The organism is Bifidobacterium catulorum (assembly GCF_003129925.1).
Taxonomy (GTDB): Bacteria; Actinomycetota; Actinomycetes; order Actinomycetales; family Bifidobacteriaceae; genus Galliscardovia; species Galliscardovia catulorum.
The window spans coordinates 1-26,425 of sequence record NZ_QFFN01000017.1 but is presented as its reverse complement, the minus strand read 5'-3'; the positions used below and the strand labels follow the sequence as shown (position 1 = coordinate 26,425).

Genomic DNA, 26,425 nt, shown 5'->3' with positions numbered 1-26,425 from the left:
TAGAAAGCCGATAGACGAACAACCGGTGACGAGGCAAAGGAGGTCTGGATGACATCAACAGACGAAACGATCAAAGCCGCGGATTCGGGCATCATCAGCACCGGAACCGGCACGAAGGGCCCTGAGGAGCAGGGTCTTCCCGCCAATCTTCGCGGCAACATGGATCTGTTCCTGCGTCTGCTGCGAACCGTGTTGAGCGAGTACGATGCGAATCTGCTCGAAAAATTCGATACCCTGCTGGATTACGCCAATGAGGCCACCAGCGAGGAGTTCGGCGGCAAGGGACTGGGATATGAAGACCCCGATCCGGAGCAGGCCGGATTCGATAAGGCCGTGAAGCTTATCGATTCGGTTTCCGTGGATGATGCGACGCTGCTGGCGCGCGCGTTCGCGACCTATTTCCATCTGGCGAATCTGAGCGAGGAGAACTACCGCGTCGCCGTGCTGCGCACGCGTGAGAAGGAAGTTCCGCTGAACGCCCCCACCGATCCGATCAACGAGATGACCGGCGCCTACAAGCGCATCATTTCCGAGGTCGGTCCGGCCCAGGCGCAGAAGCTGCTGGACAAGCTGGAGTTCCACCCGGTGTTCACCGCGCACCCGACCGAGGCCCGCCGCAAGGCCGTCGAGGGCAAGATCCGCCGCATTGCAGAGCTTTTGGAGGAGCGTCCCGCTCTGGGAGGCTCCGATCTGGCGGAGAACGAGCGCATGATGCTCAACGAGATCGATGCGATGTTCCGCACGTCGCCAATCGCGCTGAAGAAGCCGACGCCGGTCGAGGAAGCCGACACGATCCTCGACATCTTCGACAACACGCTGTTCGACACCGTGCCGAAGGTGTACCGCCGTTTCGACGATTGGGTGCTGGGCGACAACGCCGGCAAGGTGCCGCCGGTGTGCCCCGCGTTCTTCCATCCGGGCAGCTGGATCGGCTCCGACCGTGACGGCAACCCGAACGTGACCGCCAAGGTGAGCCGTCAGGTGGCCCGCAAGTTCTCCGATCATGTGATCGCAAAGCTGGAGACGGCCACCCGCGAGGTGGGACGCAACCTGACGCTGGAATCCAAGGACACCAAGCCGTGCACCGGTCTGCTGGACCTGTGGAGCCATCAGCGCGAGATGAGCGAGCGTCTGACCGAGAAGGCCAACCTGATCTCCACGAAGGAGCCGCATCGTGCGGTGATGCTGGTGATTGCCGACCGTCTGCACGCCACCATCGTGCGCGACCACGACCTGATGTACCACTCCTGCGAGGACTACATCGCCGATCTGAAGACGGTGCAGAAGTCGCTGGCCGACGCGGGTGCCCCGCGTGCCGCCTACGGCCCGATGCAGACGCTGATCTGGCAGGCCGAGACGTTCGGCTTCCACATGGTCGAGATGGAGTTCCGTCAGCACTCCGTCGTGCATTCCCGCGCGCTGGACGACATCCGCGAGCATGGCCTGCACGGCGAGCGCGGCGAACTGCAGCCGATGACCCGCGAGGTGCTCGACACCTTCCGCGCGCTCGGTTCCATCCAGCGCCGCAACGGTCTGAAGGCCGCCCGCCGCTACATCATCTCGTTCACCAAGTCCGCGCAGAACATCAAGGACGTGTATGAGCTGAACCGTCTGGCGTTCGCGCATCCCGAGGATGTGCCGACCATCGACGTGATCCCGCTGTTCGAGCAGCTTGAGGATCTGCAGAACTGCGTTGGCGTGCTGGACGGTATGCTGCGCATTCCGGAGGTTCAGGCCCGTCTGAAGGCCACGAACCGCAAGATGGAGGTCATGCTCGGCTACTCCGATTCGTCGAAGGACGCCGGTCCGACCACCGCCACCCTGGCCCTGCATGAGGCCGAGGCCCGCGTGGTCGCATGGGCCGAGGCCAACGACATCGACCTGACGCTGTTCCACGGTCGTGGCGGCGCCGTCGGTCGTGGCGGCGGCCCCGCCAACCGTGCGGTGCTGGCCCAGCCTCGTGGCTCCGTGAACTGCCGCTTCAAGCTCACCGAGCAGGGCGAGGTCATCTTCGCCCGCTACGGCAACCCGATTCTGGCGGTCCGCCACATCGAGTCCGTCGCCTCGGCGACGCTGCTGCAGTCCGCTCCGAGCGTCGAGAAGACGAACACGGAGATGACTGAGAAGTACGCCGACATGACGAAGCAGCTGGATGACGCGTCCCACGCACGATTCCTCGACTTGCTGAACACACCGGACTTCGCCCCGTGGTTCTCCATCGTCACGCCGCTCACCGAGGTCGGCCTGCTGCCGATCGGCTCCCGTCCGGCCAAGCGTGGTCTGGGCGCGAAGTCGCTCGACGATCTGCGTACGATCCCATGGGTGTTCTCCTGGGCCCAGGCGCGAATCAACCTCGCCGCCTGGTATGGTCTCGGTTCCGCCTGCGAGCAGTTCGGCGACATCAAGACGCTCCGCGAGGCATACGAGGAGTGGCCGCTGTTCAGCACCTTCATCGACAACATCGAGATGTCGCTCGCCAAGACCGATGAGCGCATCGCCAAGCTGTATCTGGCGCTCGGCGACCGCGACGATCTGCGCGACAAGGTGCTTCACGAGATGGCGCTCACCCGCAAGTGGGTGCTGAAGATCGTGGGCGACGAGTGGCCGCTGCAGCACCGTCACGTGCTCGGTCAGGCCATCCGCATCCGCTCGCCGTACGTGAACGCGCTGTCGGTCACGCAGGTGCGTGCGCTGCGTTCGGTCCGTCGTCGTGATGAGAAGAACGAGTTGAGCGAGTCCCAGACCGCCGACTTCATTTATCTCATTCTGTGCACCGTCTCCGGCGTCGCCGCAGGCCTGCAGAACACCGGCTGATTTTTTAGTGGTACCGTGTACGGGAAGACCCCGTCTCGTATGAGACGGGGTCTTTTCATACACGGTTAGCCAGTTCACGAATTGCGAGATACCCGTGAAGTTAACGCTCACAACGACCGCATCTCGCAATTCGTGAATTACCCAGCGAAGGAAATACCCATGAACACACGAATCACAAACCTTATTAACGGCAACCGACGGTTCGCAACGGGGAATGCCGAACATCCGCGCCAGAACAAACCGACACGTGCGATGCTGGTCGACGGACAGCATCCCGATGCCGCTGTGCTGTCCTGCTCGGATTCTCGGGCGACACCGGAGATCGTCTTCGACCAGGGTCTGGGCGACCTGTTCACCATCCGCACCGCCGGCGAAGTCGTGGACGATGCCGTGCTTGAATCATTGGAATACGCCGTCGAACATCTGCACGTCCATCTGATCGTCGTCATGGGTCATGAGAACTGCGGCGCCGTGGCCGCCGCGTTGAAGGTGCTTGCCGGCGACGAACACGCCGAGGACGAAGGCTTCCGCTCGATCCTCATGCGCGAGGTCGGCGCATCCGCCAGACTGGCGTTCTCCGACAATGAAGACGCGACCGCGGAGGATGTGGAACGCATCCACGTGACGCAGACCATCGAGGCGATCGTCACCGACTCCGCGGTGATACGCAACGCGGTGCGTGCCGGAGACGTCGCCATCGTCGGCGCACGGTACAGGCTTTCCGACGGCCTCGTCGAAGTCCTGTCGTCCTAAAAATCAATACCGCCACAACCATACGAACATCGTAAGGGGCCTCGGCTAGGGTGGAGTCATGTCCCTTGGCCTGAACGTACTGCTGATTTTCGTGTTCCTGCTGCTTGGCAGCATCTTCGCCGGTACCGAACTGGCGCTGGTCTCGCTGCGCGGCTCGCAAATCGACCAGATGGAGCAGGAGGACGTGCGCGGCGCCCGCGTGGCGAAGATCGCCCGCGATCCAAACACCTTCCTCTCCACCGTGCAGATCGGCGTCACGCTGTGCGGTTTCCTCTCGGCATCGTTCGGCGAATCCTCCATATCGCCGTTCATCGTGCCCGTGGTGGAAAGCTGGGGCGTGCCCGCACGCATCGCGGCGCCATTGACCACCATCGTGCTCACGCTCGTCATCTCCTACTGCTCCATCGTCATTTCGGAAATGGTGCCGAAACGCATCGCCATGCAGAAGACCGAGGCGATCGCCAGGGCCGTCGTGCCGGCCATCGACATGTTCGCCACCATCTGCCGCCCCATCATCTGGCTGATCGGCAAGAACACGAACGGCATCGTACGACTGCTCGGATACGACCCGAACGAAACCGAATCCGAAGTCAGCGACGACGAGCTTCGCGTGCTCGTCTCGTCGAACACCAATCTCAGCAAGGACGAACGCGTGATCCTCGATGACGTGTTCGACGCTTCGGAGACCATCGTCGCCGAAGTCATGCGGCCACGCGCCGACGTCGTGTTCATCGACGGCGACATGACCATCGACAAGGCCGCCGACTTCGTGCGCGACAAGCCGTACTCCCGATATCCCGTCATCGGCAAGGATTTCGACGACGTGCTTGGGTTCGTCCATGTGCGCGACCTGCTCGACATACGCAACAGTCAGGCGAAGACCGTGGCCGACGTCACCCGTGAAGGCATCTCGCTGCCCGGCACGTCGAAACTGCTGCCCAGCCTCTCGCTGCTGCGCAAACGCGGCATCCATCTGGCCATCGTCATCGACGAATACGGCGGCACCGATGGCATCGTCACCCTTGAGGACATGACCGAGGAACTGGTCGGCGACATCCGCGACGAATACGACCTGCCCACCGAGCCCGGCAGCAAGAAGCCGGGATCCGCGTTCGTGGGCGGGGTGGCGCGCATCGACGGCGGCATGACCATCGAGGACTTCGACGAACTCACCGGCATCGAACTTGAGGATGGTCCATATGAGACCGTCGCAGGATATTTCCTCGCCAAGACCGGAGAGATGGGCAAGGTCGGCGCGGTATTGCATTCCGACGACGGATACGACATGGTCATCACCGAAGTGGACGGACGACGCATCCAGACGATCGAGGTGCGTCGCAGCGGCGTCGCCGGAGGAGCGACCGACCAGCCGACAGCCGCCGCACCGTCCACGGAATCCACGACGGCAAGCCGCACGACGACCGACGACATCCCCGATGGGGAAGCGGAAAGGAAATAACGGAAGCAGCGGAAACAACGCACACGAATATGACCCGCCGGCACGCCGACGGTTGCAACGCTCACAACGCCGCAACCGTCGGCGTGCCGTTTCCTGCGCCCTACGCTGAATGCTTTGCCCCGCCCCGGCTCCTACAATGGAAACCACAACGAAATCGGCCATGCCGGCAATGGCATCGTCGATGAAGCAGCAACAGAAGATGAAACAACAACAGAAAGCATAGGAAATCATGACCCTGAAATTCACCGTCCCCGGCCTTTCCGAGGAACAGGCCGAAAAGACCATCGCCATCCTGCAGAACCGTCTCAGCCAGGAGCAGGAGGCCGCCCTCGTGCTCAAGCACGCCCACTGGAACGTGCAGGGGCCGAACTTCATCGCCGTGCATGAGATGCTCGACCCGCAGGTCGAGGTCGTGCTCGGCCAGGCCGACGAGACCGCCGAGCGCATCGCCACGCTGGGTGGTTCCCCAGACGGCACCCCGGACGCCATCGTGCGCAACCGCTCGTGGAAGGGCCTCGACCTCAAGGGCCGCGCCTCCACCGAGGATTACATCAAGGCGCTGATCGACTACTACGACGTGTTCATCACCGACGACCGCAAGGCCATCGCCGAACTCGACGAACTCGACGTTGTCAGCTCCAACATCATCCAGGACCATGTGCAGGCGCTGGAACTGTTCCAGTGGTTCCTGCGCAGCCATATCGCGTAGTCGCGGCACATCCGCGAAACCGCGAAACCGCGTTGGAGGCCCGTAGCCATGTCGAACCGCATGGCTACGGGCCTTCATCATCGTTGCATCACGCAAATTGCATCGAGCGAATTGCATCGCGCAAGATCATGTAGCACACAAGTCGCATCGCATGACCACGACCATGGTCATGACCATAACCATGACCGATGATGAACGGCGGCACATGGCGGGCTACACCATCTGATTCAATTCCCTGCGCAGTCGCTTCCATTCCGGCAGATACGACGTCATCCGCCGCTGGAAGCCCTCGCCGTGGCCCCGCTCCCACAAATGCGTCAGCTCATGGACGAGCACGTATTCCAGATACGCTTCCGGCAGGAACGCCAATTCAAGATTGATGCGGATACGTCCCGTGGCCGGCGTGCATGACCCCCAACGCGTACTCATGCGCCGCAACGAAATGTTCGTCGGCACCTTGCCTACAATCGGCACCCAATACAGCAGCATCTGCGATATGCGCTCGTTGAGGATGCGCTTGGCCTCGCGTTTGCGTTCGTCACTCCACGGCTGTTTGAGAGGGGAGCGGGAGTCCGATTCGATGACGTTGCGACGCGTGGCCTCAATCCATTCACGGCGGGAGTGTACGAATCGGGCGATCGACGCACGGCTCAGCCGTTTCGGCGCCGTGATCTCCACACGACCATCCGGAGGCTTGATGCGCAGATACATGTTCTTGACCGCCTTGCGGGTCACCGTGACCTCAAGCCCTTCGACGTCGAGAATCTCCACCGACAGCGTTTTCGCGCGGCGCCGGGAGGAGGCCCCTCGCCCCCGGCCGGCGGATGGACCACCGGAAGTCATGCCGCCTCGAACGGCAGCGCAGAAGGATTCGCTCATGCCCACATCTTGCCGCGACGGGACGATAACGGTACGGCTTCGCATTCACCGCTTCTCGAATGCGACACGCCGATTAGACATATTGAACACCCCTCGCTAGTATAAACACTTGTGCGTTCGAGAGAACGCAACGAGTTGGGCCCGTAGCTCAGGTGGTTAGAGCGCATCCCTGATAAGGATGAGGTCGGAGGTTCAAGTCCTCCCGGGCCCACACAGAGAAGAACACAGCGGCTTTTCGAGCCGCTTTTTTTCTCTCTGAACAAGGGCTTACGAGGCCTGCGGGGCATTGGCGCAGCTGGTAGCGCATCTGCTTTGCAAGCAGAGGGTCACCGGTTCGAACCCGGTATGCTCCACTGATTGAAACCCTTGGAATTCCAACGATTCCGAGGGTTTTTCATTCTTGCATTTTCTGCTTATTTTCCTCTCAATTTCGCTATTTTCAACAAGTCTAACGGTGCACAGGGGATGCAAACTCTCAAAGCCCCTTAGACCGACGACACGCCGAGCGGCAAAGAATCTAGATAACGTTATCGCAGGGTAATGCACGACGCATTCGGAGGACACCACGCAAGCGGTTTCCACAATCGCAGCCCCACAACTCGTGTTTCCGGTGATCAGGCCGATCTCAGCCCTTGAACATGAGCGTACCGATGCCGCCCATGCTGTTGGGATTGTCATGGACTTCGATCTTCGGCGTGTTCGTCGGATCGGTGATGCCTGCGGGAGCCAGGAATTCAGGCGTCATAGTGGACTGCAACGGCGCATAGGTGCCCGCGGGGTAGTAGGTCAGCTTGCTGCCGTCGGACGTGCTCCACGAGAAACGGCCGCCACCAAGATTCTTGTATGAGCCGGACACGTACTGCGAGGCGGGCCAAGCCCCACTTCCGATGTTGCAGCCGGCATCGACGGCTGGCCCTCCGCCCGAATTCGCCGGCGCGTATACCCCGACGATGGCCGCACAGCGGGACTTGTCGGCGGCGGCCTCCTGTGCCTTCCTGTCTGCAGCGGCCTTTTCCCGAACGCTGGTGTTCACGGCATCGATGGACGATCCCACACCCCGCGTTGCGGATTTCAGCGAGTTCAACGTCGTATCATCCGCCGCCGTTGCCGACTTCAGTACGGTCTTCGCGTCCGCGATCCGCCGTTCCAATGCGTGACGACTGCGGTCGTTGTCCTTGACCTTGCCTTTGGACGTTGCCATCAGCTTTTCCGCGGCGTCGATTTGCTTCTGTAATGCGGCTTTGGCATCGCCGAGCGTTTTGGCGTCCTTACTGGATTCGACGGCTTTCACGGCTTTGCCAAGCGCCGTAGTGGACGTGGTCAGCTTGTCGATCGCGGTTTTCGCCGAGTCCGCGACGGATCGCAGCTCGCGCGCCGGGGCCCCGTCGTTGCACGACAGAGACGCGGCATCGACGTCAACGTCGGATATAGCCGTTTTCAGCGTGGTCAACGTCGTTGCGTCGGCGACGTTGTTGGCATCGGTTCCTACGACTGCGTTCGCTTTTTCGAGCTGGGATTTCGCTGTTTTCTGCGCATCGGCAAGTGCGTTGACCTGCGTCCTGCAGTCGCCCATTGCGTTGGCATACGACCGTGACGCCATGATTCGCCATCCGATGACGCCACCGATGATGATAAGCACCGCCACGATCACGGCGATGATGATGCCGCGCCGTTTCCCGTTCGTCGATTTGCCAGAATCCGATTTGCCACCGTCCGATTTGCCACTGTCCGATTCGCCGGAACCATAGGAGCCGCCGGGACCACCGGGGACGCTTCCGGTCGGGAAACCGTTCCGATGGGATACGTCCAGTATGGTTGGATCCGATTGCTCCAGACCGTTGATGTTCGGCAATGGAACAGGGGGCAGGGGGACCGGCCCAGGATCGTTCACCTTCGTTGAATCATCGTTCATACCCTCTACTCCCGCCTCCGATACTCCCTTGTACACCGCCATTATAGTATTCAAGAGGTAAAAACGAAGGGGGGGTGGACCGCATCCCGACTTCGGGGAACGGCTCACGCGGGGATGACGAAGTTGGCTACGGTCATGGCGACCAGTCCGAGCACGCCCGTGCCGGCCAGGCACAGTCCGGCGAGTTTGGCGTTACCGAGCACGCGATCGGTGAACAGCGTGGAGAACACGCCGACCGGCGCGAAGCAGACGAAAATCACGGCCTTGCGCACCCACGGATCGACCGGCAGCAGGAACCATGCGGCCGCGGAGAGGATGAACGCGAACGCCCATCGCCATGCGATGACGGTGGCGAGCGGCTTGATCTCCTTCATGCCATGGGGCATGTCCATGAGCATGCCGACCATGAACATGGCGCAGAAGGCGTTCGCGCTGGCGAACGGCTGCAGCACGGTGCCGACGACCGGGGGAATGGTGACGTGCGCGACCATCAGCACAAGCATGAGCATGTAGGTCATGAACGCGGCGGAACTGTAGAAGTTGCGTGCGATGCGACGGAAGTTCGCCCATCGTTGGAGCCGGCGCGCGTCCTTGTCTTCGATCCTGCGCGGCGCTTTCGGCCCGAGCGGCTGCGCCTGTTCTTCGGGCGTGAGGGGATGGGTGTCGTCGATGCGCAGCAGCTGGGTGGTGACGGCGTTCATACCGGCCGACATCATGACGGAGTTGCCGATGTCGAACATGACCACGGCCACGGCGGCGTTCGTACCCAAGAGCGCCTGCACGACCGGCATGGCGAAGCATCCGACGTTGAATCCGGAGCCGTTAAGCATATAGAACGCTCGGTTGCCGAGAGGGGTCTTGCCTGTACACAGGTAGATCACGATGATGGGCACCAATGCGGCGAGGAAACCGAACAATGCGACCCACAGCAGACTCATGTCGTGTTCGCTGCTGACGAAGGAGTTGACGACGGCGGCTGGCAACAGCAGGTTGAAGACGATCTTCTGCATGATGCGATAGTCGTCGGTCTTGCACCATCCGATGCGTTTGAAGGCGTATCCCAACAGGATGATGCATAGGAACACGACCGGCTCGATGATCTTCATTCGGCCTCTCTTCCGGTGTCGTCGGGGTCATCGCGTCTGCGGACGATTGTCGCGCTGCCTGTAAAGTCGACGCCTTCGACGTCTTCGACGTGGCAACCGTTCGTTATAACGGTATATCGTTGCACCGAAAACCGCACATTGTTGGCCATGGTTTTCCGAATACGGAGATGACGATAGCGGAACGGTCGTGCGGTGTTACCGAATCGTCACGATTCGCCCAGAGAAATCCAAGGATTTCACAGCGTTATGCCAAGAGTCGTGCTGTTATATAAGAACTGTCAACGGAAACGCTGATGAGATTCCTTCCGAATCTGATAACTGAACCCTTCTTCTCTCTTCCTCTCTCTACCCCGGTGCCCCAACCCGCCGGGGTTCTCTTTTTCCGGACCGTGACTTGGTAAAACCGATCGCCGACTTCGTGACTTGGTAAAACCGATCATGAAGACCACAAAACAGGTCCCTTGATGAACGGATTTACCAAATAACCTATTTGAGGCCGACCCAGACCCCTCACCGATGGTTCAGGGAACGAATCTTTCCGAGGGCGCCGCGTCCGAGCGCGTGGGCCGAGCCCGCGCCCTGTCCGCGTACGCCGAAGAGGGACAGCAGCACCATGATGAGGCACAGCGCGCCGCTGATGCGCAGCGCCCACTGGATGCCGAAGATGCTGGAGGCCACCGCCGTGGCCTGGCCTCCGCCGAGCGCCGCATGACGCGCGTCCGCGATGACCTCCATGAGGATGACAAGCACGGGAGCGCCCATGGCGCCGGCGATCTGCCGCGCGGTGTTCGTGACCGACGAGCCGGCTGAGACATCCTCCGGTTCCAGACAGTTCAGCGACCATGTGGTGACGGGCATGAGCACGAATCCCATGCCGATCTGTCGGATGAACTGGCAGATCGACACCCACCAGATCCACGAGTCGGCGGAGATCAGACTCATGGCGAACGTGCCGACCGTGAGAATGATGCTGCCGGACAGCACGACGGGCCGGGCGCCGAAGGTGTCGAGCGCGCGACCACCGAAGAACTGGGTGATGGCCATGCCGATGGCGCCGGGCAGCATGATGACGCCGCTCATCAATGCGGAATAGCCGCGGTCGTTCTGGATGTACAACGGCATGATCACGAGGATGGAGCTGAACGCGAAGAACGCGACGGACGCGGTGATGGTGCCGACCATGAACCCGCGGTTCTTCAGCACGCGCAGGTTGAGCAGCGGCTGTGGGCGACGCAGCTGGCGGGCGACGAACCAGATGATGCCGACGACGCCGATGGTCATCGGCAGCCATGTCATCGGATGAGTGATGGGATAGGACTCGATGTTGGTGAATCCGAACATGAGGCCGCCGAATCCGAAGATCGACAGCATCACGGAGAAGAAATCGGCCTTGACTGTCGGATCATGTTCGCCGAAGTTGCGCAATCCAAGCACGGACGCCGCCAGACAGACCACGCCGATGATGGTGAGCGTGACGAAGATGGACCTCCAGCCGCCGACATCGACCTGCCAGCCGCCGAGCGTCGGCCCGACGGCCGGCGCCACGCTCATGGCGAGGCCGACCGTGCCCATGGCCATACCGCGGCGGGACAACGGATATATGGAGAACACGGTGATCTGCAGCACCGGCCACATCACGCCCGTGCCGATAGCCTCAAGCACGCGGCCGATCAGCACCAGCACGAACGACGGTCCCAGCCATGAGATCGCCGACCCGAGGGTGAACACGGCCATCGACGTGATGACGATCTGTCTGGTGGAGAACCGTCGTGTAAGGAACGCGGTCAGCGGCACCATCACGCCCATGACCAGCTGGAACACGGAGGTGAGCCATTGGCCGGTCGTGACGCTGATGTGGAATTCGTCGACGATGGCCGGCAGTGCGGAGCTGAGCTGAAGCTGGGTGAAGTTGCCGACGAACGTGATGAGCGTGAGGACCGAGAGCGAAATCAATGCCACACGGGTGAGATGCCCGTCGCGGAATGATTCCTCCCGTGTGAGCGTGCCGCCGCCAAGCCGATTTCGTGTGGTTTCGCGTTCCTGTTCTGCCATGTGTCACCTGTTTCCACTCGTCGCTCATCCTCTATCGTTCCGCGGGCGGTATCGCGTCTGCGTCATTTAAGTGACATGCGTGTCATCCAAGCGACATGCGTCCCATGTGGCGTCGTATCGCGCGCGAATCATCATGCGGCGGTCACCCTATCGACCGCCGCAAGTACTCTACGCCCATTGGGGGATTTACGCCGTGAGCAAGTCGCGCCACCCGGCTGGACGGGTGGACGAGCACCCGTCTCGGCAGGATTTCCGCTATGCCGTCTTCGTCGCCCTGGCGTATTCGTCAAGCAGGAAGGCGATGAGCTCCCTGCCGCCGTCGCTTTTGATCATCGGCATCGAATTGATGGGCATGTTCCTGAGGAAGACGCGCACGATGTCGGTGTCGGGCAGCTGGGGGAGCGTTCCGGCCCTGCCACGCGCCTCCATATCAGCGACGATCGTCGCGCCGATGGGATCGTCCTGCCATTCGCCGTACGTGGACCATTCGGTCAACGGCATCGTCTTGCCGTCACCGTCGAGCGTGACGACGCCGGCGGCGATGATGTCGCGTGAGCTGACGCCGACTTCGACCGTGTATGCGCCGGCTTCGACATGCCAATCGTCGAACGTTTCGGACCAGTAGGCGAAGGCGCGTTCGTCCAGGTCGAACGTGACGGTTGTGGATTCGCCTGCCGTGAGGAACACCTTCGCGAAGCCTTTGAGCTCGTGGCGGGGACGAGCGACCGAGGCCTTGCCGGGGGCGACGTACACCTGCACGACCTCGGCGCCGGCCACGTCGGACGTGTTGGTCACGGTGGCGGTGACATGGGCCGTGTTCGCGCCGGACTTCGTCACGGCGACGTCGTCGATCGCGAACGTCGCGTAGCTCAGTCCGTAGCCGAACGGGTAGGCGACAGGCTTGTCGTAGGTGTCGTAGTAGCGGTAGCCGACGAACACGCCTTCGCCGTAGTCGACGTGGCCTTCCTCACCCGGCCAGTTCATCATGGTCGGATCGTCGAGGATGCTCATCGGGATGGATTGGGCGAGTTTGCCGGACGGGCTGTGTTCGCCGAAGATGACGTCGGCCAGGGCGGGGCCGCCTGCCTGACCGAGCAGCCACGATTCGAGAATGCCCTTGGCGTGGTCGCGCCATGGGGCGACCGACACGACCGATCCGTTGGATAGGATCACGACGACGTTCCTGTTGACGGCGGCGACGGCCTCAAGCAGGGCGACCTGCTTGGCGGGGATGTCGAGCGTATCGCGGTCGAACCCTTCGGACTCGGCCGCTTCGGGAAGACCGAGGAACAGCAGTACGACGTCGTTGGACCCTGCTGCGGCGACGGCCTCATCGGTGAGGACGGGGTCCTGCGGCTCGTCGGCGAAGGTGAAGCCGGGGGTGAAGGTGGCGTCGATGCCTCGCTGGGCGAGGGTGTCAAGGAAGCCGGTCATCCTGGTGGGGGTGATGTGTGAGGATCCGCCGCCCTGATAGCGCGGGGTGCGGGCGAACTCGCCGATCACGGCGACCTTGGCATCTACGGCGAGGGGGAGTATGGCGTCGTCGTTCTTAAGCATGACGATGGATTCGACGGCGGCCTGGCGGGCGACTTCGTCGTGGGCGTCGACGTCGTAACGATAGCCGTCCTGGCTCATGGCCGGACGGGCCTTGTCGATGAGGTCGATCATGCCCTGCGCCATGCGGTCGAGCTGGTCGGGATGGATACGCCCATCGCGGGCGGCGTAGACGATTTGGTCGTCGGTGAAGCTTGGCGGCATTTCAAGGTTGAGGCCGGCGTTGAGCGAGGCGACGCGATCGTGGTCGGCGCCCCAGTCGGACATCACGATGCCGTCGAATCCCCACTCGTCGCGCAATACGTCGGTGAGCAGCCAGTGGTTCTGTGCGGAATGCACGCCGTTGATCTTGTTGTAGGAGCACATGATGGTCCATGGCCGGGCGGTTTTGACGATGTGTTCGAACGCAGGGAAGTAGATTTCACGCAGGGCGCGCGGCGAGATGCGCGCGGAGACGCGCAGCCGGTCGGTCTCCTGATTGTTGGCGGCGAAGTGCTTCAGGGAGGTGCCCACGCCCTTGGATTGCACGCCCTCGACGATGCCGACGGCTTCGTGGCCGGCCAGGTACGGGTCTTCGGACCAGTATTCGAAGCAGCGGCCGCCGAGCGGGTTGCGCTTGATGTTCACACCGGGACCGAGGATGACGGCCACTTTCTCCTGGATGCATTCCTCGCCCATGGCCTCGCCGACCTTCACGGCCAGCGCCGGGTTCCACGAGCTGGCGAGGCCTGCGGCGGGCGGGAAGCATGTGGCGGGTACGGAGTCGTCGAGGTTGGTGTCTCCGGTGTCGGTGGCGAGGGACTTGCGCAGTCCATGCGGACCGTCGGTGATCATGTAGCCGGGGATGCCTTTGTCTTTGATTCCCTGCAGATGCCAGGCATCACCGCCTGAGGTGAGGCTGGCCTTCTCTTCGAGAGTGAGGTCGTTGACGCTGGGGGAGGAGATGGGGTTGGTGTCGGTCCGGGAGTGTCCGCTCATGGCTTCCTCGCTTTCATGATGACGAATCTTCACATCGTCTGGTTGTCACGTTGCCGGTGATGATGTATGGCTCGGCCACTGCGCCTGTGGTCGACGGCTGGCGTCAATGTCACCCACGACGCTTGTACCAACCGGTCGGTAAGTGACAATATATCACGGAACCGCCTTAGTCACTACCGGCATGTCGCCGACATACGGATGGCATCCGACAGCGCGGTCACCACTCAACGCCGGCATCTACCAACCGAACGGTATTGACTATGATGGGATGGCACCACATTATGAGAGAGGCAACAAAGGACACCATGACTTCACAGGCACGTTCGGCGGTGCGGGGTCGACGCCCCGCAGCAGATGGAGCGGAACCGGATCGCCGCACACAGATACTGAACGCGGCGATCGAATACTTCGGCACACTCGGATACTACGGGACGTCGCTGCAGAAGATCGCCACCAAGGTCGGGCTGACCAAGGCGGGCGTGCTGCATTATGTCGGCAGCAAGGAGGGGCTGCTCGAACTGGTGCTCTCCGATATCTACGACCGGGACACCAACGCGCTGCTGGAGGAGTGCGCGGCGCAGCGCAACCCATCGATTCCCGAGATGTTCCGACGCAATGTGAGCATCAACATCCGTCGCCCCAATCTGGTGCATATGTTCTCGACGCTGAGCGCCGAGGCCCTGGATACGAATCATCCGGCGCACGAGTATTTCGCCGGGAGGGAGCAGGCGGGAGTCGACCAGGCGAAGCGGATCGCATGGTCCGTGCCGGATGGCGTCGATCCGACCGACGTCCTGCTGGCCGGTTTCAGCATGATGGACGGCATCCAGCTCCGCTGGCTGCGTACGCCGGGTCAGGATCTCATGGCGATGTGGCGGCAATGCGAGCATGTGCTGTTCCCACTGCCGCTCTGGCAGGGGTACCGCTGACGCCCAGACTCCGAAGTCCCCGCTCATGACGAACGCACCGGCCATGCACCTCCGTTCAGTTTGACCACGGTCGGCGTTTCATGGAACCCTCCGCCATCTACAATGGTCTTGGATTCAGCGACGGATAGGCATGGCTGCCGGCGTGAAACATAGCAGACGACCTTCGATGTTTCACGTGAAACATCGATCGTGAAACATCGATGTTTCACACGGACGACGTCGCGATGAGCCGCAAAGGAGCATGACATGGGCACGATTTCCACCGAGGATCTTATCACCAAGGCAATCGAGGCGCGGAAGCGCTCCTATTCGCCGTATTCGCATTTCTGCGTCGGGGCCGCTCTGGAGGCCGCGGACGGCACGGTATACACCGGCTGCAACATCGAGAACATGGGCTTCGCGCCGACCATCTGCGCGGAACGTACCGCCTGCGCCAAGGCCGTCTCCGAAGGACACCACGAGTTCACCCGCATCGTCGTGGTCGGGGGAGCGAAGGGGCCACTGACGTCGTTCTGTTCGCCGTGCGGCATGTGCCGGGAATTCCTCTGCGAATTCTGCGAACGCGACTTCGAGATCATCCTCGCCAAGAGCCCGACCGAATACAGGACCTATACACTCGATGAGCTGTATCCGCTCACCGAAAAGCCGGTCTTCGACACCGACGACCCCTTCGGAGGCGCGTTCGGCGGCAAGTGACGCACGACATCGAGGCAGGCAATATGGCAAGGCGGTTCGGAGACATCCTCCCCGAACCGCCTTGCCATATATGTATGCATCAGCTGACGACACAGCCGACGATACGCCCGTTAGACCCTGCTCCGCACCACGTCGGCGATGGTCACGCCGCCCAGCACAGCCATGATGCCGCCGGATACCAGTCCGAGGATACGCTGCGAACGTTCGTTATGCAGACGACCGGCGAAATACGACGCTGTATAGGCGACGACGGTCAGCACCAGCACGCTTTCGACGAAATGCACCAAGCCAAGAGAGACGCCCATCTCCAGGTTGCCGACGCCGGCGACCAAGAACTGGGGGATGACGGCGATGTAGAACACGCCGATCTTGGGATTGAAGAAGTCGGTCAGGAAACCACGCCAGAACGATTGGGCGCAATCGGCGAACGACGATGTTTCACGTGAAACATTCGTATGTTCCACGGATTTCACAGGTTCCGCGGCGACGGCATGACCGTCGTCCGACTGTTTTCTCCTCGCCATGCTGAACGCAAGATAGAACAGATACAACCCACCTGCCACACGAATGGCGTCATACGCCAGCGGGAACGCCTTGATGACCGCGGCCAGTCCGACCGCGGCGGCCACCGCCCATACCAGCACGCCGGTCGCGATGCCCCATGCCGCGGCAACGCCACGACGACGACCGACGTTGATGGTCTCATGCAGCACCATCATCATGTCAAGCCCCGGAACCAAGGCCATCGACCCCGCCACCAACGCGAATCCCAATAACGCCTGCATATAGTTCATGCGATTCCCCCGTCTTCCGTCTGTCTGTCAACACGGACCAGTGTAGAACGCGCACCGACCAGACAACGAACCGGAACCGGGTGGATTCGCCGCACACGACGGGCAAATCCGGTTTTCCCGGCACGGTCAGGTAATCGAGCATGCGAGTTTTGTGATTTTCCCGGACTTAAATCGGACGAATACCGCATGATCAGCAGGAATCCGCCGCCATACAGTCCGACCGAAACCACAAAACTCGCATATGAGCTCATCGCGGAGCCCCATCGGCCACGCGGATGGGAACTCTGCGCATGACATTTCGGTCATGCGAATCGGCGATCAGACGAAGATGTCAATGACCAGCACGGCCAGCAGGCCGACCAGCGAATTGATCAGCTCGAGCAGGCCCCAGGTCTTGAAGGTATCCTTCATCGAAATACCGAACGTCTCCTTGAACAGCAGGAATCCGCCGTCGTACATCAGCGTGATGGTGTTGGATCCGCAGGCCACGCAGATCACCATCAGCGCCGGATCGAGACCAAACTGGGTGACCAGCGGTGCGACCATGCCCGCCGCGGTGATGGCGGCCACGGCACCCTGGCCGGTGAGCACGCGGATGATCGCCGTAATAATCCATGCGATGATGAACGGCGAAACCGGAATCGAGGAGACCAGCTGCACGATGTGATCGGCCGCCCCGGACTCGATAATGACTTCCTTGATGATGCCGCCGGAGCAAATCACAATCAGCACGTTGCCCACCTGACCGATGGCCTCTTCCATCTTGTGGGTCAGATCGGCGATGGTCTGCCCCTTGCTGTGCATCAGCAGGAAGAATGCGGCGAAGAGGGCGAGCAGCATTGAGATCTCGGCGGATCCGATGAAACCGAAGACCTTGTAGACCGTGGTCTTCTCGCCGAAGAACTCCTTGATGACCGACGAGGCGATCATCACCACGGCTGGGGTGAGCGGAATGGAGATTGAGGCCGCGAACGACGGCAGCTGATCCTCGGGCATGGTCGGCGCGGGCTTGAGCATGGAGTTCATCGGGATGCCCTTGATGCCAGGCAGGAACTTCGGCAGCAGCAAGCCGGCGCAGATCAGCGCGGGGATGATGGCGAGAATGCCGTAGATGTAGACCTTGGAGATGTCGGCGTCGAACGCGGCGACCAGGGCGACCGGGCCGGGCTGCGGCGGGAAGAGCGAATGACCCATGGTGCAGCCGGTGACGATCGGAATGACCAGCTTCATGTACGGCACCTTGGCCTTCTTGGCCACGGCGAGCACCAACGGCACGGAGATCAGGAAGGCGACCTCGTAGAACATGGCGATGCCGAAGATCACGCCGATGAACATCAGGCCGACGGGCAGGAATCTGGTGCCGCACTTGTCGATGACGGTGTCGGCGATGCGCTGGCTGGCGCCGGTGTCGGTCATGATCTTGCCGATGATGGCGCCGAACAGGATGATGATGGCCAGCTTGCCGAAGATGCCGCCCACACCGGTTTCCACCGCGGTGATGATCTTGTCAATCGGGATGCCCGCGGTGAGGGCGATGAACAGACCCACCAACAGCAGGGACAGCATATTGTGCATCTTGAATTTCAGGTTCAGGACGACCAGCAAGCAAATGCCGACCAGTACCCAGATGAGCTGAATCATGGAATAATTCCCTTTCCTAATATCCCGACGCACGTCCTTCGGCGACTCCACCGTTGGATGTTCATCAACTCTGCTGAATGCGCACGTCGTCTTCCTTCATGTGCGGTTTTTGCACCGTGTACAGTGTTATTGCCTTTGCCGAATCATCGCACTTCGTTGCCATCCGTTGCCTTACGTCTAGGAAAAATTTACGGTAATACGTGGTTCGCGGTTTTTCGTCAGGGCAAGCGAGGGAATCTTGACGACATCGAATTCTCCCAAACCGACTGCCAGACAACGGACTTGCCCACTGCCTCGGTGGCTTATAAGCGTATGCCTGAGTTTCGCCTATTCGCGGAAGAAGTCCTCGCGGGCATGGGAGATCCGCGAATAGCCTTCCCTGGTGTTGTCCAGATGCGCGCGGATGGCCGCGACCACCGCCGGCTCGTCCTGTGCAAGCGCGGCGTCGATGATCGCCACATGCTCGCGGTACGACTCGACGATCCGCTGCGGCGCCACGGCGGAGAAAAAGCGGATGCGCTGACTCTGCGTCATGATCATGTTCATCAGCGAAATGAGATACCGGCTGCCGGATTTCTCGGCGAAATACATGTGGAACCGGTAGTCGAAGTCGTTGCCAACCGAATCTGACGCCGCATCGGGATGTTCGATGCGCTCGACCATATCCACACGGAATGCGCGAAGGTCATCGGGGTCGAGGCTCGGCAGCGACCGGTGCAGCAGATAGGGTTCGATGAGCAGTCGGATGTCCAGCATCTCCTGATAGTCCGACGACGAGATCGGGTTCACGATCACGCCGCGCGAGGGGAAGATGCTCACCAGATGTTCTTCGGCGAGCTTGTTCACGGCCTCCCGCACCGGCATGCGGCTGAATCCGAGTTCCTGCGCGGCCCGCTTCTCGTCCAGCGGTTCACCCGGCTTGATGCGACACAATACGATCTGGTCGCGAAGATACCGATACGCCTGATCGCGCTTGCTCTCTGCCATCAACCATCCTTCAGAACATCCTCGACGGCCCATCCGTGATACGAATCACATCGTATAGCAACCCTTGTCTAACGCCGTGCATCGCCCGCCGACACCCCGACGGCCATCGGTAGATATCGGCGGACGACACGACATGGTATGGCTCATGCCACCGTCTACATCAACGGGATGGACACCAGCATGATGACGATGAGCGCCCACATCGACAACAGGCATTCCATGACACTCCAGGTCTTGAACGTCTCCTTGAGTGTGAGTCCGAAGAACTCCTTGACCAGCCACAGGCCGGCATCGTTGACATGCGACAGGAACACAGAACCTGCACCGATGGCCAGCACCAGCAACGCCACGCCGACCGAGCTGAGCTGCAGAGCCTGTGCAACCGGAGCGAGCACGCCACCCGTCGCTATGGAGGCGACGGTGGACGAGCCGGTGGAGACTCGCACGAACGCGGCGATAAGCCAGCCGACCAGCAGGATCGAGATGTGTGACGACTGCACGAAATGCGTGATCATGTCACCGACGCCCGTATCAATCAGCACGGTCTTGAAGCCGCCGCCGGCACTCAGGATCAGGATGATGCCGCACACCGGTCCCAGCGAGGCTGCGGCCGCGTCATTCAGCCGCTTCCACGAGTAGTGCGTCGCCGTGAACAGTGCGATCATGGCGAACATCAGCGACAGCAGCAGGGCGACCTCGGGATTGTTCAGGAACTGCACCAGCTGCGGTCCAAGTTCCTCGGATTCCTTCACGCCCGGGGTTGATGATCTCAATGGCCGACGTGATGAGCAACAGGATGGCCGGCATGATGATGCACAGCAGCGACAGTCCGAATGATGGGCGGCGGTAGTTCGCGTCGGTCGGGATATCCTCCTGCACGACGGCGCCGGTCTCCGGGGCCATCTTGGGCACCCACTTCTCGCACACCTTGGCAAACAGCGGACCGGCGACGGCCACTACGGGGATGGCGATCAGCACGCCGATGCCCATGGTCAGGCCCATGTTGCCGTTTTCGAACGACGACAGCGCAGCAACCGGACCGGGATGCGGCGGTACCAAGGCCTGCATGGTCGAAACGCCGGCCAGGGTCGGGATTGCGACGCGCATCAGCGGGATGCGGGCCTTGCGGGCCACCATCACCACGACCGGCACCAGGATGATTACACCGACGTCAAAGAACAGCGGCAGGCCGAGCAACGCGCCGATGAGCGCCATCGTCCACGGCAGAAACCGGTCCGGGGTTTTCGCCAGCAATGTGTCGACCAGCACCCCGGTCGCGCCGGTGTCCATCAGCACCTTGCCGAGCATAGCACCGAATCCGACCAGCATGCCGACACTGGCCGCAGTGCTGCCGAAGCCGCTGGAGAATCCTTCGACAGTGTTCATCAGGCCATAGCCCGAGCCGATGCCCGCCACGAACGATGCAATGGTGATGGCGATGAACGGATGGATCTTGGTGAAGCTCACCAACGCAATCAGCACTGCGACACCTACGACGATGCTGATCAGCAGCTGCGTGGAATTGAGGTTCACCTTCGGTGCGTCTTCGGCAAGCGACAAGGCCGCCGCAGGCACAGCCTGCACTAGAGAATTCATGGTTCTTCACTTCCTCGTGAATATGAACTGCAGTATTCGGTTCGTTGACTGGATGGAGATGCTGCCGGCTCCCACGGAAACCGGCAGCGCGGGAATCAGTGATCGAGCACGCCGGTGTAGTCGACGCCGAGCCGGTCGCAGATATCGCAAAGCTCAACCACGGTCTTGTGATACAACGGCACGCCGTTGGCGATGCGGTCCTCGTAGGCCTCGGCCTCCTTGTCGCCGTGCACGTAGATACGCTTGCCGGGCACCGCGTGCAAGTTGCGAATCTCGTCAAGGTAGTCGGAGAAGTTGCGCAGGATGGTGTCAGCGTCACCGAAGATCTTCGGGTCGATGGCCATGAATCCATGGCTGATGCCCTCCACCGGGTCGCCCACGGCCGTGCGGTCGGTGGTGGCGCCCTGCGAGACGATGCCGGAGAAGAATTCGACCAGCACCGAGAAACCGTAGCCCTTGTGACCGCCGGTGTATTCACTGTTGCCGCCGGTGGCAAGCAGACCGGCCTCGTTGTTGTACCGCATCAGTCGGCTTAGTGCGTCGGTGGAATCGTAGATCGGCTTGTTGTCGGGATCGACGGCCCAGGCCGCCGGCAGGTCCTTGCGCTGCTTGGAGTAGAGCTCCACCTTGCCGTAGGCGACCACGGAGGTGCTGGCGTCGAAGAAGAACGTGTGCGGCTGCGTCGGAATCGCGCAGGCGATCGGATTGGTACCCAGCCACACGTCGTTGGCGTACAGCGGGTATACGGCGGGTTCGGTGTTCGTCACCGAGAAGCCGATCAGGCCCTGCTCGGCGGCGAGGTTGGCGTAGTATCCCGCAGCACCGTAGTGGCAGGAGTGGCGGACGGCGGCGATGGCCATGCCGGTCTTCTTGGCTTTGGCGATGGTGGCGTCCATGGCCTGGCGGCCGTTGAGCTGTCCCATGCTGCGATGGCCGTCGATGACGGTGCTCACCGTGGTGTCCACCACGACCTCGGACTTAGCGGTCGGGTCGATCTTGTTCCCCATCTGTGCATCGTAGAGCTGGAAACGCTGCAGGCCGTGCGAATCAATGCCGTGGGTATCGGCGAATGACAGCACCTCAGCCACGATATCGCCGTCATGCTCGCTCAGGCCGTAGCCCTGGGCAATCTTGCTGGTCAGGTCTTTGATGGCATCGGCGTCATACCGATGGCGGTCTTCGGCGGCTTCCGCCGGCCCGTCGCTGATGTTGGATTGCACCGTGACGTTCATCTTCGGTGCGCCCTGTGGGGTGCTCATATGCCTTCCTCCTTGAAAGCTCGCGGACCGTGTTGGCACCGTGTCCGTGTTGTCGGTTGCCGGGTTCCCGGATGGAGACCACCGTGCGGCGCCGTATTGCGTATCATGCAGTGCCACACAATCAATATCCAACCGATATATCGGTTGGATAACACAATATGAGTGCACGGCTTCAGCGTCAATCTTTGTTGCCAGCGGTTTCACACAACACGCCAATTCGCGGGGAAGACCTCGCATTCCGGAACACCGATCAGCCAAATGACCCCAGGCCGGAACCACATCTCACGCACCGTCCTGCAACCCTTCCGCATCGAATGCCCGCACAACGCAAAAGAGGTCGCGTCGCATGAGGCTTTTGCCCTGACCGCATAGGCCGGGAAGCACACAGGTTCGTCTCTCGGAAAAGGGCGTGCTCGTCCCATTGCCGGTCGAGCATGCTTGTCATCAGCCCACTCAGTCAGACCGTGAAATTGCCGGACCGGTCATTGACGCCACGCTGGCAACATTCTCTGCATGCTTCCGACCAGAAAACCAACCCCTTACATCCCGCCGCGCACACGTGACACCGTGTCCAGCGCCTGGTTGACGGCCGCGACCGACAATGGACGATGCTTCGCATCACCGCACCACGCGTACTGGTTCGCCCAGCGCGCCACGGTGTCGAAGTACTGTCGGCGTGCGGGCCCGCGCGACATCGACAGATCATGCAGCCCGCCGCGGATTCGCGCCAGCGACACGAAGTCGCCGAGATTCAGGGCGTTCTGCCGTATGGCCGTCACGTCCAGCACGGTATCCGCCTCGCGCATGGCCTCATCCCATTTGCCGAGGATCATCGATTTGTCGGATGTGCACACCAACACGGGAACGTCGACGTCGAGGCCGCGAGAAACCTCGTCCTGCGCCCGATAGACGGCGTCGAACCATCCGGCCCGCGTCTGGAAGTCGGCTTCGGGCCACGGATACCGGGTGTTGTAGTCCCATTCGCCATCCTGATTGGACCATAGCGTGCGTCCGTAGAAGCCGGGGTCTCGGATCGGTATGACGTTCTTGGCGCCGGTCAGGCCGAATCCCTTCACGACCGGCGTGGTCATGATGCGGGTGATGCGGTTACCCTGCAGTTCCAGCCACGGGGAATTCAGCGCCAACGCCGTCACATGGTGAGGGTGCTCGTTGGCCAGCCACAGCGCCGAGGTGAGTCCGCCCAGAGAATGCGCAAGCGCCAGGATGCGCACGTCGTCGCCCAGCTCATCCACGATGACGTCGCGCAGGGCGTTGAGTTCGGTGAAGTACCCATGCAGGTCGTCGATGAATCCGGCGGTCTGCCCGGCGTGGAGCGAACGTCCGTATTTGCGCAGGTCGACGGCGTAGAAGGCGACCCCCAACGACTCCCAGAATTCGGAGACATGCCTGCGATAGAAGAAGTCGTTCCAACCATGCACATACAGGATGGCGAGGGGAGTGTGTTGGACCGTGGCGTGCTTCCACCGGGCGAACCGCTGCCTCCATGGCAGCGTCGACGGATCCTTGCGCACGAACGTGGCGGTGAGCTCGCCTTCGTCGTCATGGCCGAGGTGCAGCGTGCGCCGTTGGTACCCGGGGATGATGGTGTCGGACACCCAATCGTCGATGGACGGATTCCGGGGAATGGCGTCGCCATCGACTACGGATGGGCCATCGTTCGTACCGCGTTCGTCGCGACGGCCTTCATCATGATGGCCGTCATCGTCGGAACGCTCCGGACCAACGGCTTCGTTCACAACGGATACGGCCGAACGGTCATCCAAAGGGTCTTCGATATGCGAGTCCGATGTTCCTGTCATGGCAGCCTCCCGTAGTCAACGATAATCATCGAACCCGAGTTTGTGCATCAACATCGATACGCGGTTTGTCGCGTTTCATCGCCGTGATAAAGCTAGTCGGAACCACCCACCTCACACCTCACCGTCATGCTGAGCGAAAGGCGAATCCCAACATCGAAGGATGTTAAGACGTCACAAGATCCTTCGACTCACTACGTTCGCTCAGGATGACACAAGAAAGACCTCGCCGACACAGTCGTCTGAGAGAAGGGCGTCACCGCCTCATCATGCTTCACTCCGCTGGCGGGCTGTCAGCGAGCCGACAGGGGAACCACCACTTTCGCAGTGACCCAACCACCCTCAGTCATGCTCCGCATGACAGCCCCCGCCGTTTTATACGACACGCACCCATAGGGGTACGCTACCACCTTATCTGACCATCGGACACTGGGGACTACCCCAAGGACAGCCACCACGATACGACAATCGGGAATACCCATCCGCAACTTCTTGCCCTACCATGCGCGAGCAATAATCCAAGTCGATGATTCTTGCCAGACAATAGATAGTCACACGCTGTGCTCCATGCTGTTTCAGCATAATTGCCGCTGATTCGACGGTTCCTCCCGATGTCCATGTGTCGTCGATAAGCAGCACATGCCGCATCATTTCCGACGGATACATCTCGGACAGAAAAAATGTTTCAGAACTAATTGCCCTGGTTTTCGGACCGTTGACCAATAAACGTATCTCGGGTATTGCTTTCAAAATCGGAGACACCAATCCATTGAGAGGGTGTGGTTGACCATAACGCTCACTGCTCTTAGTGGAGGGGATTGTTGTCCATGAGCTCGGAGATATTCCACCCGACATACGAGCTAAACAATCCCGATGGACCGCCAATGCATCGCCAAGCACGTATTTTAGAGTCTCCTGATAGTCCTTGGATTCTTTGCGATTACGCTTGTAGCCGTCCATGACACGGTACATCTGGTCGAATTTAATGGCGTAGTTGGCAATTCTCACCTGATCGGCCATCTGATGTTCCACGCCTAATGCCTTGGCCTGTTCCCGTAGGATTGAGCAACTATAGCAAATGGGATTAGTGCTTCTTTTCGGACCTCCGCAAATTGGGCAAACGTGATTCTTGGCGCTGTGGTACACCACGGTTTTCGCATAGCTGCCTAGGCGCCAGCGCATGTTGCGCTCAAAACGGCTATATGCATTCAGTAGCGTCCGGCTCGGGGAAGCATCAGGCATACTGGACTCTTGCTGTAAGGATGTCATCCAGCAGTGCGTCCGCACCGTTATCGATGTGCGCAATCATATCTAGTGCGTCTCCAACCTCTTCGACACTGCGCACGATGAATACGCCCGGCTTGTCACGGTATTGACGAGCCCATCGGGCCTGTTCCATCACGGTGTCGCGAAAAATCAATGGACGACCATGCCTCTGTGCCTGACGCGCCTGAATCCGGGTCCCGGAATGCTCAGATGCCTCCACCACTACAGTGGCCAGTCCATATCCAGACATCAATGCGTTTCGCATCGGGAATGTTTGTTTAGTGGGAGGACTATCCGGCCAGAATTGCGACAATACCAGCCCTTGCTCCTCTATGCGATGCTGTAATTCTCGATTCGAGGCAGGATAGCATCGATTGATTCCTGTGCCGATGAACGCAACTGTCCTTCCGCCACTGCGAAGCGCCTCCTGGTGAGCAAAGGAGTCTATGCCATCGGCCAATCCGGCGATTACCGTCAATCCACGTCCGCAGAGCATGTGCGCAACATCTCGTGCGAATCGCGCTCCCTCCGGAGAGCACTTTCTCGATCCGACGACGCTGACACCCGAATCATCGGCAAGCAATGTTCCTTTAGCGAACAGGAACGGGGGCGTGTCTACAACGGAACGCAGACGGGAAGGGAACCGATCGTCAAACACCGTGACCAGGTCAAGGCCGTGATTCCGCCATTGTGCCACCTGTTGTGTGGCGTGTTCCCAAGCAGCGGAAGCTTTAACGGCGTAGTCTGCGGATGGCAAGTCGTCCAACTGAAACAGGGTGCCCTGCGTATCAGCAGACACATATTCCTGCCCATTCAGGGGATTGTTCTCGGGGTCGATTTTGTGTTCGAGAACCCTGACGGCACTGCCCTCGATTATGCATTCGTTCGTCAACGACGACCACGTGTCCGGTTTTTCACATGATTCGGCCAAGGCAATCAAGGCAGCGTTCTCAGCATCAAGCCAATCTCTGCTGTTGTTATGCTGCATCCTTAATCACCTCCAAAAGCCTGTGAATCAGCCGCTCGGCATTGTGATGCCATTGTAATGCGACGCCGGTAAATTTGGCTCTTCGGGTGTTTGTGTGGGTGTGGATCACTGGTCCGGCCTGCTGGTTATTGGCGTCCGGGGAGTTGTAGGTCGAGTCCTCCGCATTTGAGCATGACGAGGCTGATGAGGTTGTCGAGGTTGCGGTAGCCGTAGCCGATCTTGATGGTGGTCTTGAT

General features: G+C 60.7%; 20 protein-coding genes and 2 tRNA genes. 8 read left to right on the top strand and 14 right to left on the bottom strand.

Features of this window, described 5'->3' with window-relative positions; translation table 11 throughout:
- Nucleotides 1–48 precede the first annotated feature (48 nt).
- From DF200_RS06825 to DF200_RS06810, 4 genes are all read left to right on the top strand, one after another.
- Nucleotides 49–2,814: a phosphoenolpyruvate carboxylase gene (locus DF200_RS06825; RefSeq protein WP_109137535.1), complete on the top strand. Its 2,766-nt coding sequence runs from the start codon at nt 49–51 to the stop codon at nt 2,812–2,814.
- A 159-nt stretch (nt 2,815–2,973) separates the two neighbouring features.
- On the top strand, nt 2,974–3,567 hold the full coding sequence (locus DF200_RS06820; protein ID WP_109137534.1) for a carbonic anhydrase: 594 nt from the start codon (nt 2,974–2,976) through the stop codon (nt 3,565–3,567).
- A 58-nt stretch (nt 3,568–3,625) separates the two neighbouring features.
- Nucleotides 3,626–5,026, top strand: coding sequence for a hemolysin family protein (locus DF200_RS06815; protein ID WP_109137533.1), 1,401 nt, complete (start codon nt 3,626–3,628; stop codon nt 5,024–5,026).
- A 229-nt stretch (nt 5,027–5,255) separates the two neighbouring features.
- Nucleotides 5,256–5,735: a Dps family protein gene (locus tag DF200_RS06810; RefSeq protein WP_109137532.1), complete on the top strand. Its 480-nt coding sequence runs from the start codon at nt 5,256–5,258 to the stop codon at nt 5,733–5,735.
- Between the two features lie 213 nt (nt 5,736–5,948).
- Here DF200_RS06810 and DF200_RS06805 read toward each other — a convergent pair whose 3' ends face one another.
- The gene (locus DF200_RS06805) at nt 5,949–6,614 is read right to left on the bottom strand and encodes a M48 family metallopeptidase (RefSeq protein WP_241520173.1); all 666 of its coding nucleotides are present in this window, start codon (nt 6,612–6,614) and stop codon (nt 5,949–5,951) included.
- A 137-nt stretch (nt 6,615–6,751) separates the two neighbouring features.
- On the opposite strand from DF200_RS06805, the gene DF200_RS06800 reads away from it, so the two are divergent.
- A tRNA-Ile gene (locus tag DF200_RS06800) sits at nt 6,752–6,825 on the top strand.
- A gap of 69 nt (nt 6,826–6,894) precedes the next feature.
- Nucleotides 6,895–6,967: transfer RNA gene (locus DF200_RS06795), tRNA-Ala, on the top strand.
- Between the two features lie 272 nt (nt 6,968–7,239).
- On the opposite strand, the gene DF200_RS06790 is transcribed toward DF200_RS06795, so the two are convergent.
- From DF200_RS06790 to DF200_RS06775, 4 genes are all read right to left on the bottom strand, one after another.
- Complete coding sequence (locus DF200_RS06790; RefSeq protein WP_146192037.1) at nt 7,240–8,526, bottom strand: hypothetical protein; 1,287 nt, start codon at nt 8,524–8,526, stop codon at nt 7,240–7,242.
- Nucleotides 8,527–8,630: 104 nt separating this feature from the next.
- On the bottom strand, nt 8,631–9,632 hold the full coding sequence (locus DF200_RS06785; RefSeq protein ID WP_109137529.1) for an AEC family transporter: 1,002 nt from the start codon (nt 9,630–9,632) through the stop codon (nt 8,631–8,633).
- 510 nt (nt 9,633–10,142) lie between these two features.
- Complete coding sequence (locus tag DF200_RS06780) at nt 10,143–11,684, bottom strand: MDR family MFS transporter (RefSeq protein ID WP_109137528.1); 1,542 nt, start codon at nt 11,682–11,684, stop codon at nt 10,143–10,145.
- Between the two features lie 255 nt (nt 11,685–11,939).
- A complete protein-coding gene (locus tag DF200_RS06775; protein WP_109137527.1) occupies nt 11,940–14,216 on the bottom strand; it encodes an exo-alpha-(1->6)-L-arabinopyranosidase in 2,277 nt (758 codons plus the stop codon).
- A gap of 305 nt (nt 14,217–14,521) precedes the next feature.
- On the opposite strand from DF200_RS06775, the gene DF200_RS06770 reads away from it, so the two are divergent.
- Together DF200_RS06770 and cdd are read left to right on the top strand one after the other, a co-directional pair.
- The gene (locus tag DF200_RS06770) at nt 14,522–15,145 is read left to right on the top strand and encodes a TetR/AcrR family transcriptional regulator (RefSeq protein ID WP_109137526.1); all 624 of its coding nucleotides are present in this window, start codon (nt 14,522–14,524) and stop codon (nt 15,143–15,145) included.
- Nucleotides 15,146–15,391: 246 nt separating this feature from the next.
- Nucleotides 15,392–15,841: a cytidine deaminase gene (gene cdd / locus DF200_RS06765; protein WP_206603423.1), complete on the top strand. Its 450-nt coding sequence runs from the start codon at nt 15,392–15,394 to the stop codon at nt 15,839–15,841.
- A 110-nt stretch (nt 15,842–15,951) separates the two neighbouring features.
- On the opposite strand, the gene DF200_RS06760 is transcribed toward cdd, so the two are convergent.
- The 9 genes from DF200_RS06760 to DF200_RS06725 all read right to left on the bottom strand — a co-directional run bounded on the left by DF200_RS06760 (nt 15,952) and on the right by DF200_RS06725 (nt 26,189).
- Entirely contained in the window at nt 15,952–16,635 is a 684-nt protein-coding gene (locus DF200_RS06760) for a LysE family translocator (RefSeq protein WP_109137525.1), read from the bottom strand.
- A 318-nt stretch (nt 16,636–16,953) separates the two neighbouring features.
- Nucleotides 16,954–18,276: a gluconate:H+ symporter gene (locus DF200_RS06755; RefSeq protein WP_109137524.1), complete on the bottom strand. Its 1,323-nt coding sequence runs from the start codon at nt 18,274–18,276 to the stop codon at nt 16,954–16,956.
- Nucleotides 18,277–18,603: 327 nt separating this feature from the next.
- Nucleotides 18,604–19,263: a GntR family transcriptional regulator gene (locus DF200_RS06750; RefSeq protein ID WP_158275803.1), complete on the bottom strand. Its 660-nt coding sequence runs from the start codon at nt 19,261–19,263 to the stop codon at nt 18,604–18,606.
- 155 nt (nt 19,264–19,418) lie between these two features.
- Complete coding sequence (locus DF200_RS11250) at nt 19,419–19,982, bottom strand: GntT/GntP/DsdX family permease (protein ID WP_158275802.1); 564 nt, start codon at nt 19,980–19,982, stop codon at nt 19,419–19,421.
- The gene (locus DF200_RS06740; RefSeq protein WP_109137521.1) at nt 19,879–20,859 is read right to left on the bottom strand and encodes a GntP family permease; all 981 of its coding nucleotides are present in this window, start codon (nt 20,857–20,859) and stop codon (nt 19,879–19,881) included. The genes DF200_RS11250 and DF200_RS06740 overlap by 104 nt, the downstream gene beginning before the upstream one ends.
- 95 nt (nt 20,860–20,954) lie before the next feature.
- On the bottom strand, nt 20,955–22,118 hold the full coding sequence (locus DF200_RS06735) for an Ldh family oxidoreductase (protein WP_158275801.1): 1,164 nt from the start codon (nt 22,116–22,118) through the stop codon (nt 20,955–20,957).
- A gap of 539 nt (nt 22,119–22,657) precedes the next feature.
- Nucleotides 22,658–23,938 carry an alpha/beta hydrolase gene (locus DF200_RS06730; protein WP_109137519.1) on the bottom strand — a complete coding sequence of 427 codons (1,281 nt, stop codon included), beginning with the start codon at nt 23,936–23,938 and terminating at the stop codon, nt 22,658–22,660.
- Nucleotides 23,939–24,346: 408 nt separating this feature from the next.
- Nucleotides 24,347–24,967 carry a ComF family protein gene (locus tag DF200_RS10695; protein ID WP_146192036.1) on the bottom strand — a complete coding sequence of 207 codons (621 nt, stop codon included), beginning with the start codon at nt 24,965–24,967 and terminating at the stop codon, nt 24,347–24,349.
- Nucleotides 24,968–25,169: 202 nt separating this feature from the next.
- The gene (locus DF200_RS06725; RefSeq protein ID WP_109137518.1) at nt 25,170–26,189 is read right to left on the bottom strand and encodes a DNA-processing protein DprA; all 1,020 of its coding nucleotides are present in this window, start codon (nt 26,187–26,189) and stop codon (nt 25,170–25,172) included.
- Nucleotides 26,190–26,425 lie beyond the last annotated feature (236 nt).

Coding starts and splice junctions, on each gene's coding strand:
- DF200_RS06760 (WP_109137525.1), bottom strand. CDS start 16,635: ATGAACTATATGCAGGCGTTATTGGGATTCGCGTTGGTGGCGGGGTCG.
- DF200_RS06790 (WP_146192037.1), bottom strand. CDS start 8,526: ATGAACGATGATTCAACGAAGGTGAACGATCCTGGGCCGGTCCCCCTG.
- DF200_RS06815 (WP_109137533.1), top strand. CDS start 3,626: ATGTCCCTTGGCCTGAACGTACTGCTGATTTTCGTGTTCCTGCTGCTT.
- DF200_RS06740 (WP_109137521.1), bottom strand. CDS start 20,859: ATGAATTCTCTAGTGCAGGCTGTGCCTGCGGCGGCCTTGTCGCTTGCC.
- cdd (WP_206603423.1), top strand. CDS start 15,392: ATGGGCACGATTTCCACCGAGGATCTTATCACCAAGGCAATCGAGGCG.
- DF200_RS06770 (WP_109137526.1), top strand. CDS start 14,522: ATGACTTCACAGGCACGTTCGGCGGTGCGGGGTCGACGCCCCGCAGCA.
- DF200_RS06735 (WP_158275801.1), bottom strand. CDS start 22,118: ATGAGCACCCCACAGGGCGCACCGAAGATGAACGTCACGGTGCAATCC.
- DF200_RS06785 (WP_109137529.1), bottom strand. CDS start 9,632: ATGAAGATCATCGAGCCGGTCGTGTTCCTATGCATCATCCTGTTGGGA.
- DF200_RS06810 (WP_109137532.1), top strand. CDS start 5,256: ATGACCCTGAAATTCACCGTCCCCGGCCTTTCCGAGGAACAGGCCGAA.
- DF200_RS06825 (WP_109137535.1), top strand. CDS start 49: ATGACATCAACAGACGAAACGATCAAAGCCGCGGATTCGGGCATCATC.
- DF200_RS06755 (WP_109137524.1), bottom strand. CDS start 18,276: ATGATTCAGCTCATCTGGGTACTGGTCGGCATTTGCTTGCTGGTCGTC.
- DF200_RS06775 (WP_109137527.1), bottom strand. CDS start 14,216: ATGAGCGGACACTCCCGGACCGACACCAACCCCATCTCCTCCCCCAGC.
- DF200_RS06780 (WP_109137528.1), bottom strand. CDS start 11,684: ATGGCAGAACAGGAACGCGAAACCACACGAAATCGGCTTGGCGGCGGC.
- DF200_RS06725 (WP_109137518.1), bottom strand. CDS start 26,189: ATGCAGCATAACAACAGCAGAGATTGGCTTGATGCTGAGAACGCTGCC.
- DF200_RS06805 (WP_241520173.1), bottom strand. CDS start 6,614: ATGAGCGAATCCTTCTGCGCTGCCGTTCGAGGCGGCATGACTTCCGGT.
- DF200_RS06730 (WP_109137519.1), bottom strand. CDS start 23,938: ATGACAGGAACATCGGACTCGCATATCGAAGACCCTTTGGATGACCGT.
- DF200_RS06820 (WP_109137534.1), top strand. CDS start 2,974: ATGAACACACGAATCACAAACCTTATTAACGGCAACCGACGGTTCGCA.
- DF200_RS06750 (WP_158275803.1), bottom strand. CDS start 19,263: ATGGCAGAGAGCAAGCGCGATCAGGCGTATCGGTATCTTCGCGACCAG.